This window comes from Sphingobium sp. PAMC28499, from assembly GCF_004795815.1.
In the GTDB taxonomy this organism is placed as follows: Bacteria; Pseudomonadota; Alphaproteobacteria; order Sphingomonadales; family Sphingomonadaceae; genus Sphingobium; species Sphingobium yanoikuyae.
The window spans coordinates 2,609,369-2,621,569 of sequence record NZ_CP039248.1 but is presented as its reverse complement, the minus strand read 5'-3'; the positions used below and the strand labels follow the sequence as shown (position 1 = coordinate 2,621,569).

Sequence of the window (12,201 nt, the reverse complement as noted above, 5' to 3'; positions counted from 1 at the left end):
CTCGTCACGCTCGCCATTCCCATGATCGCGGGCAATGTCGCCTGGTCGGGAATCGCCGCAACAGACCTGCTGCTCGTCGGTCGATTGGGCGCGGAAGCGGTCGCCGCCGGGGCGCTGGCGATCAATCTCTTCAACGCGCTGCTGATCTTCGGCCTTGGCCTCGTCACCGCCGCCGCGCCGCTGATCGCCAGCGAGCGCGGCCGTCGTCGCCATTCGGTGCGCGACGTGCGCCGCACCGTCCACCAGACGCTGCGCGCCGCCGCCTTCTTCGTGCTGCCCGCCTGGCTGATCCTGTGGCATTGCGAGGCGATATTGCGCGCCATGGGCCAGGAACCCGACCTGGCGCGCGAAGCCGGCCATCTGATGCGCGGCATGCAATGGGCGCTGCTGCCCTTCCTCTGCTTCACCACGCTGCGCAACTTCATCTCGGCACTGGAGCGCCCGCTCTGGGGCCTCATCATCATGCTGCTCGCCATCCCGTTCAACGTGCTGGTCGGCTGGGCGCTGATCTTCGGCCATCTCGGCCTGCCCGCGCTTGGCCTACTGGGCGCCGGCATCGCCAGCACCCTCTCTTCCACCTTCCTGTTCCTGGGCCTGCTGACCGTCATCCTGGTCGATCGCCGCTTCCGCCGCTATCGGCTGATGGGCCGCTTCTGGACACGTGATCGCGACCGGCAGCGGGCGGTGTGGACGCTGGGCCTGCCGATCGCGATCACGCTGGGGCTGGAAGTCACGGTATTCAATGCCTCGGCCTTCCTGATGGGGCTGATCGACCGGGAATCGCTCGCCGCCCATGCCGTGGCGATCCAGATCGCCTCGCTGGTCTTCATGGTGCCGATGGGCATTGGTCAGGCCGCGACCGTGCGCGTCGGCGTCGCCTATGGCCGATCCGATCCCGCCGCGATCGGCCGGGCCGGCTGGCTGGCGCTGATCGTCGGCACCGGCTTCGCCATGGCGGCTGCGCTGATGCTGGTCCTGATCCCGCGACCGCTGGTGTCGATCTTCCTCGACGTCCATGATCCGGCCAATCTCGCCACCGCCAATCTGGCGGTCAGCTTCCTGGCGGTCGCCGCGCTGTTCCAGCTGGTCGATGCTGCCCAGGCCGTCGGCGCCGGCGTGCTGCGCGGCATCCAGGATACCAAGGTGCCAATGATCTTCGCCCTTTTCGGCTACTGGATCATCGGTATCGGCGTCGGCGCCCTGCTCGCTTTCCCGATGGGGCTGCATGGCGTGGGCATCTGGTTCGGCCTGGCTGCGGGCCTCGGCACGGTGGCGATCCTGCTGATCGCGCGCTGGTCGCTGCGCGACCGGCTCGGGCTGGTTCTGCGCTAGGAAAACGGCCGCACAATTCGTCGTGAAAATCCGGCCGGTTGCACGGCAGGCACATGGTGCGACGCACAAAGCAATTGAAACGGGGCCGTGTTTCTTGATATGGGCGGCCCATCATGGACTCTCCGACCCCTATCTTCGAAGCGATCGCGCTTCAGAAGTGCCTCAAGGCGACCTATAACAAGATGGTCGTCACGTTGGCCCCGCACATCCTCTACACGCGCCATGACGAGATGTTCATGGACGCCGTGACCACGGACCGCGACGGCCGCCCGCCGCGCGAGCTGAAGCTGGGCACGTTCAAGCTGGCGGGCCTGAGCGACGTCGAGATCCTCGACGAGACGTTCGAGGCGATGCACGGCCTCTATGACCAGGGCGACGACAAATATAAGGGCGTGACCCTGTTCGCGGTCGATCCGCAGAGCGCCGCCGCCTGACCGGCACTGGCATCGCATCGACCCGAATTAAGAAGGGCGGCCATTGGCCGCCCTTTTCTTTTATCGTTACTTCTTCAGCCGATAGCCGGTGCGGAACACCCAGGCGATGATGCCGAGGCATACCGCCAGCATGCCCCCCACGAACAAAAGGCTGAACTCGATCCCGACATCACCCTTGCCGAAGAAGGTCCAGCGGAAGCCCGAGATCAAATAGACGATCGGGTTGAACAGGGTGATGGTGCGCCACGGCTCGGCCAGCATGTGGATCGAGTAGAAGGCCCCGCCCAGGAAGGTCATCGGCGTGATGATCAGCAGCGGGATCACCTGCAACTGCTCGAACCCCTGCGCCCAGATGCCCAGGATGAAGCCGAACAGGCAGAAGCTCACCGCGATCAGCAGCATGAAGCCGACCATGGCAAAGGGATGGGCGACCGGCAAATCGACGAACAGATGGGCGGTGGCAAAGATGATGAAGCCGACGATCAGCGCCTTGGTTGCCGCTGCGCCCACATAGGCGATCACCGTCTCCATCGCCGACACCGGCGCCGATAGCAGCTCATAGATGGTGCCGGTGAATTTGGGCATGTAGATGCCAAAGCTGGCGTTGAAGATGCTCTCCGTGAACATCGACATCATGATGAGGCCCGGCACGATGAAGGCGGCATAGGGAATGCCGTCAATCTGCGTCATGCGTGATCCGATCGCCCCGCCGAACACGATGAAATAGAGAGAGGTGGTGATGACCGGCACCAGCAGGCCGGTCAGCCAGGTGCGCCGGAACCGGTGCAGCTCGAACTTGTAGATGGCGGCGACCGCGCGCAGATTGGGGCCGTTCATGCCGCTTTCTCCTGATGGACCAGGCTCACGAAAATATCCTCCAGGCTGCTCTGCCGCGTGTTGAGATCCTTGTAGCCGATGCCCAGATCGCCCAGCTTGCGCAACAGCGAGGAAACGCCGGTGCGTTCGGCCCGTGTGTCGAACAGATATTCGATCTCCTGCCCCTCCGCCTTCAGCGCGACATCCCATTCCGCCAGTTCGGGCGGCAGCGCCTCGATCGGTTCGGCCAGCATGATCGACAGCGTCTTCTTGCCTAGCTTCTCCATCAGCGCGGTCTTGTCCTCGACCAGCATCAGTTCGCCATGGTTGATCACGCCCACCCGGTCGGCCATTTCCTCGGCCTCCTCGATATAATGGGTGGTCAGGATGATGGTGACGCCGGTCTGGCGCAGTTCGCCGATCAGCTTCCACATGTCGCGGCGCAGTTCCACGTCGACGCCGGCGGTCGGCTCGTCGAGGAACAGCACGCGCGGTTCATGGCTCAGCGCCTTGGCGATCATCACGCGCCGCTTCATGCCGCCGGACAGTTCGCGGATCTTGTTGTTGCGCTTGTCCCACAGCGACAGGTCGCGCAGTATCTTTTCGACATAGGCATCGTTGCGCGGCTTGCCGAACAGGCCACGGCTGAAGGTGACGGTATCGATCACCCGCTCGAACTGGTCGGTATTCAGCTCCTGCGGCACCAGCCCGATCGCCGATCGCGCGCCGCGATAGTCGTGGATGATGTCATGGCCGGCGACCGTGACGGTACCACCGCTGGGTCGGACATTGGCGCAGATGATCGAGATCATCGTCGTCTTGCCCGCGCCATTGGGGCCGAGCAGCGCGAAAATCTCGCCCTCCTCGATATTCAGGTCGACGCCCTTGAGCGCCTGAAAGCCCGACGCATAGCTTTTCGTCAGGCCCTTGATTTCGATGATGGATGCCATGCGGCAGCGCCCCCTTTCCTTGTGCGGGCAAGATAGGGGGCGGACGGCGCCATGCAACCGGCAGTGCGGGAAATAGCGAAGCAGGGCAACATATTGGAAAAAGATTGAAGCCGGTAATGAGCGGGCATAGGCTTGCCCCCCCACCATGTGGAGAAGGCTATGAAAAAGGCAGTTCTCTATCTGTCGATCGCGTTGATCGTCGTTCCCGATATCGCCATCGCCCAGCAGGGCAACAGGCCGCCATCCGGCAATGGCGGCGCCCGACCATCTCCGTCCACGCGCCCTGCCCCCGCCCCCTCACGCCCCGGCGGATCGGTGCAGCCTTCCCGCCCCGGCGGTCCGTCGACACAGCCGTCCCGGCCCGGTGCTTCTCGACCGCAACCGCCCCGCCCAGGACAGCCTTCGCCCGGTCCGGGTCAGCCAGGTGGACCGGCAGTTCAACCACCCCGACCGGGTGGCCCGTCGCCCCAGCCGCCGCGTCCCGGTGGTCCCGGCGTCCAGCCACCACGGCCAGGCCAGCCGCATCGCCCCGGTGCCGGCCGTCCTCCCAATTTCCGGCCGATCCCCGGCCCCGCCTTCCGCTATCCCCATGGCTATCGCTATCGCCGCTGGACGGTCGGCCTGTTCCTGCCGGCGGTCTTCTTCTCCAGCTATTATTATTACAATGACTATTGGCGCCTGGGCCTGGGCGCGCCGCCCTATGGCTATCGCTGGGTGCGCTATGGCCCCGACCTGCTGCTGGTCGAGGTCCGGTCGCGCCGCGTGGTCGATGTGGTCTACGGCGCCTTCTACTGAGGCAGAAAAAGGAAGGGCCGCATCATCCGATGCGGCCCTTTTCTCTTGCCCCGGTCATTCGCCCCGTCGGGTGAAGCGGAAGACCGTCGCTGGCGGGAAATTGCGCACCGTATGGCCGGCGCGCACAACCTCCAGGCCCAGCTGGTCCAGCACCGCACGGCTGACCGGCGGCCGTGTCGAATAGGTGAACTGCACCAGGCTGCCGCCCGGCTTCAGCATGCGGAAGGCTTCCGACAATATGTCGATATGCATCGCCCGGTCCATCGCCAGCAGCGGCAGCCCGCTGACCACGGTCTGATAGTCGCCGGGGCCACCGGCGGCCGCAACCGAGACGATCTGCGCCGGCGTCTCTAGGATCGATAAATGGGGAAAATGACGCCGCAGCCCACGCGCGAAAGCGGGATTTATCTCCACCACCTCCAGCTGGTCGGCGGCAAGCCCGGTTTCCAGGATGGCGCGGGTGAAGACGCCCGTGCCCCCGCCCAGTTCCAGCACGCGGCCGCCCTGCGGATCGATGTCGGCCACCATCAGTCGCGCCAGATAGCGACTGCTGGGCACGACCGAGGCGGTCTGCCGGGGCTTCTTCACCCAGGCGGCGAGGAAATCGAGATATTCGGTGGCGCGGGCGCGAAACTCGCTGTTCGGCAGGGCGATTGCCCGGCTGCGCTTCGGCTTGTGCTGCATGGGCGAAATGCGACCGCTCCTTTCTGGTGCCGACTCCCCTTAGCGGGCCGGAACGCCCCCGTCGATTGGCTTAACAAGATTTCATGCCGGACCAGCAACGGCCGGTCCGGCACAAGTCCTTATTTCTGCTTGCCCGCCTCGGCCGCGGCCAGCACGCGCAGCACATTGCCGGACCAGATTTTCTGTACGTCAGCCTCGCTATAGCCGGCCTTCAGCAGGGCGTCGGTGATCTTGGGCAGATCGACCACATCCTCCATGCCGACGACCCCGCCGCCGCCGTCCCAATCCAGGCCGATGCCGACATGATCGGGGCCGACGACCTTCAGCGCATGCAGCATATGCGCCATGAAATCGTCGAAGGTCGGCCGGTCGGTGTCGGGATAGAGTCGGTCGATCTCCTGCCGCTTGGCGAGCATCGCGGCCCGCGCCTCGGGCGAAACCTTGGCGCCCTCCCGCATCTGACTGTAAAGCGCCATGAGCGCCTTCTGCCGCTCGGGATTGGGCTTGGACGCGCGCAGATAGGCGCCATAGGCGTTCATCTGGATCACGCCGCCCTTGGCCGCCAGCGCCTTCAGATGTTCGTCATCGATATTGCGCGGATGGTCATAGACGGCCTTGCAGCCTGAATGGGTCAGCAGCACCGGCGTGGTCGACAGCGCCAGCAGATCGTCCAGCACCTGATCTGAGCTGTGCGAGGCGTCGGGCACGATGCCGAGCCGGTTCATCTCCTTCAGCAATTCCTTGCCGAGCGGGCTGAGGCCGCCATAGCGCGGCTTCTTCGACGGATCGGTCGAGCTGTCGGCGAACTGGTTATGCGCGAAATGGGCAAAGCCCGACACGCGCACGCCCATGTCGTAGAATGTCTTGATCAGCGAGACATCCTCGCCCAGCGGATAGGCATTTTCGATCGACATATAGACAATACGCTTGCCCGCCGCGGCGATCGGCGCGGCGTCCTTCGCCTCCAGCGCCAGCGTGAAATTGTCGGGGTCGGCCGCCACCATCGATCGGATCGACATGCCGCGCAGCAGCGCGAAATCGCGCGCCTTGCGGAAGCCCTCGATCGTCAGCGGCCCCTGCCCGGTGTAGATCGCCCAAAAGCCGCCATCCAGGCCGCCCTTCTTCATCCGCGGCAGGTCGACCTGGGTATAGTCGCTATGGACGCCATGCTCCTCGTCGATCGACCAGTCCGGCAGGTCGAGCGAGGCCGGGGTATCGAGATGGCTGTCGAGCGTGATCAGCTTCTGGTGTAGCTGATAGACCTGTTTCGACACTGTTTTTGGCTGGGCCTGCGCCGCAATCGGGAGCAGCGCGACCAGCGCTGCCCCCATCAGATAAGCATTCCGCATCAGATTTCGCCCGAAATGGTGAACTGGAAGGTGCGTGGGGACAGCGGCCGGAAGGCACCGTCGCCCGTCACCGAGGAGGAGATGTAGGACAGCGTGTCCTTGTCGAAGATATTGTCGACGTTGAAGCGCGCCTTGATGCTCTTCACCGGGCCGAAGCTCCAGCCGTCGCCAATATCCACATAGCCGCTGAACACGGTGTAGGCCGGTACGCTGGAGCCTGCCGTGTTGGTGAAGGTGGACCAGCGCTTCGAGGTATATTTGCCGCTGATGTTCGCAACCAGCCAGCTTGCCGGCTCGATCGTGACGCCACCACTGACAATCCACTTGGCGCTGTCCGGGATATATTTGCCGGAGGTCGCATAGGTGACCGACGCGACGATATCGTCCTGGAACTTGGCGTTGTTGTAGGTGACGTTGGCGTTGGCATAGGCCAGGCCGTTGAGGAAGGCCGGCTTGTAGGTGCCGCTGGCTTCCACGCCGTAGGATTCGACCCGGCCGACATTCTGGTAGAAGGTTTCGGTGGTGCTGCCGCCGCCTTCCTGGAAAGTGGTGATCGACTGGATGCGGTTCTTGAACTTGGTGTAATAGCCCGCGATCGAGGCGTAGAGCTGCCCCTGGTTGGTGCGGAAGCCGATTTCCATATTCTGCGCGCGTTCCGCCTTGGGCTGGGGCACCAGCGCCGACGTGCCGGTACGCGTCACGGCATAAATGTCATCCATGCCCTTGGGCAGCGCCATCGTCTCGGCATAGGAGGCGAAGACCTGGCTGCGCTCATTGATCTTGAACAGCAGGCCCGCCATCGGGAGGAACATGTCGCGATAATGGGCCGTATTATACTGCGGCCCCCAGCCTGCGACCGCCGTGCCGCCCACGACGCGATAATAGTCGTCGAAGTCGCGATAACCGCCCAGGCTGTAGTCCAGCATCAGCCCCTTGAAGCCGGCATCCAGAACCAGCCGGTCATCCATCAGCTTGAGCGTATCCTTCAGGAATATCTGCAGCGTGTCGCGCTTGGACCGATAGTCGCGGCGCAGATAGACCAGTTCGTCCAGATTGGGCTCGCCGTCGGGGGCGCCGTCCATCGTGTTGTAGCGCGCCTGGGTACGGTGATATTTGTCGACCTCGGCCCAGATGCCGCCTTCCACGACATTGTTGCCGCTTTCCCAGTGCAGCTTGGTGGTCACGCCATAGCGATCGCCGCCGACGCCCGACCGGCCATATTGCACGCCCTTGGGCGCGGTCACGTCCAGGCCGGCGGCCGCCTGCGCCGTGTAGCGGGTCAGCGAGTTGGAATAGCTGTCGGGCGAGACGCCATAGCCATTCTTGTCCTCATAATAGAGGGTCGATTCCGCCCACATGCCGTCGGCGATACCCAGGTGGAAGGTGCCGCCATAAAGCTTGTCCTTCCGCACGTTGATCGCGAGGTTGTAGACATTGGTGTAGTTGGAATTGGAATAATAGACGCCCGCCGCCGTCGGCGCGAAGCCGGTCGTGGTATTGGGCACATTCTCGATATAGGCGAAGTCGCGGCCGCAGGCGCCGACCACGCTGGTGGCGGTGCAATTATACTGGGCGCGGGTGATCGTCGGCGAGTCATAATCGAAGAAGTCGTTCGACACGAACTTGAAGCGCGCCCAGCTGTCGCCGCCCAGATCGGCATGGATCTGGCCTTCCCAATGTTCGCGATCGACCGAACCGGGACCGCGCCACAGGTCGCTGTCCAGCTTGGTGCGGCTGACATAGGCCTTGAACGGCCCCACCCGGCCAGTGCTGGCGCGGATGAAGGTGCGCTTCATATTATTGTCGCCAAAGCTCTGCGACACGAACAGGCCCATCTCCTCCTGTGGGGCGATGCTGTTATACTGCACCACCGGGCCGAGGCTGGAATAGCTGGGCAGGCCGACATCGGCGGCGCCGACGGAGGCTTCCACCACGCCCAGATTTTCATTGTCGACATAGCGGAAGACAGGGCTGCCACCGAAGGCGTCGCTGCGGCCGGTCGGAATGCCGTCGACCACGAAGCCGATCTGGTCGAGGTTGAAGGCGCGGGTCTGGACGCTGTTGCCAAATTCATAAAGGCCCAGCGCACCGTCGGTCTGGACGTTGAAGCCGGGCAGCTGCTCCAGCATCTTCAGGCCCGAAATACCCGACGGCGCCGACAGCAGCGCCTCGCGCGTGACGGCGACGACATTGTTGATCTTGTCTTCGCCGATCGCTTCCGACGATTGCGAGATACGACGACCGGTCACCGTGATGCTGTCATTTTCGTCCGTTGAAGCAGCCTCCTGCGCAAAGGCGGCAGTGGATAAGGCACCCGCGCAGCAGGCAAGCAGCAGCGCAGCGCGAGACACGCGACGAACAGACGTAATCGAAGGCATAGAGGCTCCCTGTAGGCCCTGCAAAAGGGCAGTTCGCGCCAATCAGGAGCGCCCGCCCCTTCGGGCTATCGCGCCGTTCCTCCCCGGACCCTGGCCTGTCGATCGCCGCTTGGAACGAGCGCAGCCATGTCATCCATTTGTCATCTGAAACGAGCCCTTCGGGAAAATCCACCACGCGCTTATGATGATTTCTCAAGCGGAACGAGGCGCGTCAAAGCATTGAGATTTCGCAATCAATGCCCGCTTCCTCGCACGCGCGCACAAAAAATCCTCCCCAGGCCTGGCCTGGGGAGGATCGCAAAATCGCCTGTCCTCTCTTCGTCGGAGAGGATCGTTCCTGAAGGCCTTATCGCCCCTTCCAGACGCCCGGACGCTTCTCGACGAAGGCGGTCATGCCTTCCTTCTTGTCCTGCGTCGCGGTCAGGATCTGGAACAGGCGGCGCTCGGTCAAAATGCCCTGGGCCAGATTGGTCTCGAACGCGATATTGACCATTTCCTTGTTCACCATCGCCGCCATCGGCGGCATCGCGGCGATCGCGGCGGCCGTCTTGAGCGCGCCGTCCAGCAGTTCAGCGGCCGGTACGATCCTTGCGACCAGACCGGCGCGCTCGGCCTCCTCGGCGCCCATCATCCGGCCAGTCAGGCACATTTCCATCGCCTTGGCCTTGCCGACCGCGCGGGTCAGCCGTTGCGACCCGCCCATGCCCGGCGCCACGCCCAGCTTCACCTCGGGCTGGCCGAACTTGGCGGTGTCGGCTGCCAGGATGAAGTCGGCCATCATCGCCAGTTCGCAGCCGCCGCCCAGCGCAAAGCCGGCAACCGCCGCGATCCACGGCTTGCGGGTGGCGACGACCTTGGTCTGCCAGTCGGAGAAGAAATCCTGCAGGAAGAAATCGGCCGCTTCCTTGTCGACCATCTCCTTGATGTCGGCGCCGGCGGCAAAGGCCTTTTCGCTGCCGGTCAGCACCGCACAATGCTGGGTCGGGTCGGCATCATAGGCGGCAAAGGCCGCGCCCAGATCCGCGAGCACCTGGCTGTTGAGCGCGTTGAGCGCCTGTGGCCGGTTGAGCGTGATGAGCGTCACCGCGCCCTGCTGTTCCACCAGGATCGTTTCATATGCCATTGCCGTCTCCCTAAGCTGTCAGCGCCGATCTATGTCGGCCAAAAACGGATCGCCAGCCTTTGCGGCGCGGCGATTTTGCCGATCCTATCGGCAAAGATGCATGAAATCCTGATCATAGCTGCGCATATGGGCGCCGCCATCGACATAGAGGGTCTGGCCCGTCACCGCCGTCGCCCCGGCGAGATAAAGCACGGCCTGCGCGATCTGCTCCGCCTGCGGCAGCCGGCCGAGCGGCATCAACTGCTCCAGCCGCGCCATCTGCTCCGCATCATAGTCGGGCGTGGCGATGGTAAGGCCGGGCGCCACCGCATTGACCCGCACCTGCGGCGCCAGGCTGCTGGCCGCCGTCTTCGTCAGGCCGGCCAGCGCCAGCTTGGACAGCGTATAGGCCAGCTGATCGCCATGGGGATGGTCGATCCGCTGGTCGAGGATATTGACGATGCAGCGATCGCCGGTCCCGGCCGGAACGGTCGCGAACGCCTTGGTCAACATCGCGGGCGCGGCGCAATTGACCGCATAATGGCGCATCAGATCGTCGGCGGTGACGCTGTCGATCCGGTCCTGGCCGAAGATTGCAGCACTGTTGACCAGCAGGTCGGGCGGGCGGCCGAAGCGTTCGGCAACCTGCGCGACCAGTTCCTCGGCCGCTTCGGGATCGGCAAAGTCGACGACGAAACCCTCCCACTCGGCGCCGTTCTCCTCCAGCGCGATCGCCAGATGAGAGTCCAGCCGCGTGTCATGGCTGCCATGGATGGCGAGCGAATAGCCGGCCTGCGCCAGCGCCGCCGAAATGATGCCGCCCAGCCGGCGATGGCCGCCGGTCACGAGCGCCAGCCGGCGCGAGGCCAGCGGCAAGGGGCCGGTCGGCCCGGCATCCTTCTTCGCGCCGCCGATCGGGCGATAGGCGGGCTCGGCGCCCTCCCCCTCTCCGGTCACATCATTCACGAGGCGATGAGCTTCAGCACTTCCTCGCGCGACTTTTCATCGTCGCGGAAGACGCCGAGCATGCGGCTGGTCTTCATGATGACATTGGGGGTGCGCACGCCGCGGCCTGTCATGCAGCCATGGGTCGCCTCGATCACCACGGCGACGCCCTGGGGCTTGAGATTTTCCCAGATGCAGTTGGCGACTTCGGAGGTCAGCCGTTCCTGCACCTGCAGCCGGTTGGCATAGGCGTGCAGCACGCGGGCCAGCTTGGAAATGCCGACCACATAGTCGCCCGGCAGATAGGCAATGTGCGCGCGCCCGACGATCGGCGCCATATGATGTTCGCAATGCGACTGGAACGGGATGTCCTTCAGCAGCACGACATCGTCATAGCCGCCCACCTCATGAAAGATGCGCGAGAGATGATAGGCCGGATCATCATTATAGCCCCGGCAATATTCGCGCCAGGCGCGCGCCACCCGCTCGGGCGTTTCCACCAGCCCCTCGCGCTCAGGCGCATCGCCCGACCAGCGGATGAGGGTGCGGATCGCCTCCGACACTTCGGCCGGGACCGGCTCCTTCGAGCCTTCGCCTACGGTTTCCGCATCGGGATCATATGCCATGAACTGGGCCACTCCATAATTGTTGGCCCCGGCATATGGCGACTGCGTGGCCGTCTGACCAGCCTTTTTGCCCCGGCTGGACACAACATCGCTGTGGTGGCAAATCACAGCTTAACGGGAACGCACCACAGAAACATGTCATTACAATCGCAAGATCATGCGCACTGAACGCATCGCCGCCGTCCTTCTGGCAGCCGGCATGTCGACCCGCTTCGGCGAGGAAGACAAGCTGATGGCCGACCTGCGCGGCAAGCCGGTTGCCGCGCACACGCTGGAAACCATCGCCTCCATGGCCTTTGCCGAACTGGTCGCCGTCGTGCGGCCCATCGAATTTGCACCGGTGCTGCACCGCAAGCTCGACCGGCGCGGCTTCGATATCATCGTCAACGAGCGTCCCGAGGAAGGCCTGTCGAGCAGCATCCGGCTCGCGGTCGAACATGTGATGGACAAGCGCAAGGTGCGCGGCATTCTGATCTGCCTGGCCGACATGCCCGACGTGCCGCAGACCCATTATAACCATCTCTGCATGGCGGCCGAGGACATAAGATCGGTCGTCGCCAGCACCGACGGCTTCTCTTCCTCCCCGCCCGCCTTCATCGGCCGCAAGCATTTCCCCGAACTGCTGGCACTTAAAGGGGATCAGGGCGCCCGCGCACTGCTGAGCCACGGCATCCAGATCGAGACGATCGGCAATGTGCTGCACGACATCGATACGCCGGAGGATCTTGGCCGCCCCCCGGTGACACCCACCTGAGGCACAAAAGGGGCAGGCGAAGCCGCTTTGCCTTGC

General features: G+C 64.0%; 12 protein-coding genes. 4 read left to right on the top strand and 8 right to left on the bottom strand.

Annotated features, from left to right (window positions below; genetic code table 11):
* The first annotated feature begins 21 nt into the window (after positions 1-21).
* A complete protein-coding gene (locus tag E5554_RS12710) occupies positions 22-1,332 on the top strand; it encodes an MATE family efflux transporter (protein WP_107917692.1) in 1,311 nt (436 codons plus the stop codon).
* A gap of 113 nt (positions 1,333-1,445) precedes the next feature.
* The gene (locus E5554_RS12705; protein WP_004212065.1) at positions 1,446-1,766 is read left to right on the top strand and encodes a hypothetical protein; all 321 of its coding nucleotides are present in this window, start codon (positions 1,446-1,448) and stop codon (positions 1,764-1,766) included.
* 66 nt (positions 1,767-1,832) lie between these two features.
* On the opposite strand, the gene E5554_RS12700 is transcribed toward E5554_RS12705, so the two are convergent.
* Both E5554_RS12700 and E5554_RS12695 read right to left on the bottom strand, forming a co-directional pair.
* Positions 1,833-2,603 (bottom strand): ABC transporter permease, encoded by a 771-nt coding sequence (locus E5554_RS12700; RefSeq protein WP_004212064.1) that lies wholly within the window; start codon positions 2,601-2,603, stop codon positions 1,833-1,835.
* Complete coding sequence (locus tag E5554_RS12695; RefSeq protein WP_136186991.1) at positions 2,600-3,532, bottom strand: ABC transporter ATP-binding protein; 933 nt, start codon at positions 3,530-3,532, stop codon at positions 2,600-2,602. The genes E5554_RS12700 and E5554_RS12695 overlap by 4 nt, the downstream gene beginning before the upstream one ends.
* Before the next feature lie 159 nt (positions 3,533-3,691).
* Between E5554_RS12695 and E5554_RS23495 the strand changes: the two genes are divergently transcribed.
* Complete coding sequence (locus tag E5554_RS23495) at positions 3,692-4,327, top strand: RcnB family protein (protein ID WP_136186990.1); 636 nt, start codon at positions 3,692-3,694, stop codon at positions 4,325-4,327.
* A 54-nt stretch (positions 4,328-4,381) separates the two neighbouring features.
* On the opposite strand, the gene E5554_RS12685 is transcribed toward E5554_RS23495, so the two are convergent.
* The 6 genes from E5554_RS12685 to folE all read right to left on the bottom strand — a co-directional run bounded on the left by E5554_RS12685 (position 4,382) and on the right by folE (position 11,411).
* A complete protein-coding gene (locus E5554_RS12685; protein ID WP_136186989.1) occupies positions 4,382-5,011 on the bottom strand; it encodes a methyltransferase domain-containing protein in 630 nt (209 codons plus the stop codon).
* Between the two features lie 119 nt (positions 5,012-5,130).
* Entirely contained in the window at positions 5,131-6,360 is a 1,230-nt protein-coding gene (locus E5554_RS12680; RefSeq protein ID WP_136186988.1) for a dipeptidase, read from the bottom strand.
* On the bottom strand, positions 6,360-8,738 hold the full coding sequence (locus E5554_RS12675; RefSeq protein ID WP_136186987.1) for a TonB-dependent receptor: 2,379 nt from the start codon (positions 8,736-8,738) through the stop codon (positions 6,360-6,362). Before E5554_RS12675 ends, E5554_RS12680 begins: the two co-directional genes overlap by 1 nt.
* Before the next feature lie 346 nt (positions 8,739-9,084).
* Positions 9,085-9,861: an enoyl-CoA hydratase-related protein gene (locus E5554_RS12670; RefSeq protein WP_136186986.1), complete on the bottom strand. Its 777-nt coding sequence runs from the start codon at positions 9,859-9,861 to the stop codon at positions 9,085-9,087.
* Positions 9,862-9,945: 84 nt separating this feature from the next.
* Entirely contained in the window at positions 9,946-10,806 is an 861-nt protein-coding gene (locus E5554_RS12665; RefSeq protein ID WP_010335387.1) for an SDR family oxidoreductase, read from the bottom strand.
* Positions 10,803-11,411: a GTP cyclohydrolase I FolE gene (gene folE / locus E5554_RS12660; RefSeq protein WP_037507879.1), complete on the bottom strand. Its 609-nt coding sequence runs from the start codon at positions 11,409-11,411 to the stop codon at positions 10,803-10,805. Before folE ends, E5554_RS12665 begins: the two co-directional genes overlap by 4 nt.
* Positions 11,412-11,568: 157 nt before the next feature.
* Here folE and E5554_RS12655 point away from each other — a divergent pair, with 157 nt between their 5' ends.
* Positions 11,569-12,165, top strand: coding sequence for a nucleotidyltransferase family protein (locus tag E5554_RS12655; RefSeq protein ID WP_010335385.1), 597 nt, complete (start codon positions 11,569-11,571; stop codon positions 12,163-12,165).
* Positions 12,166-12,201: the final 36 nt, after the last annotated feature.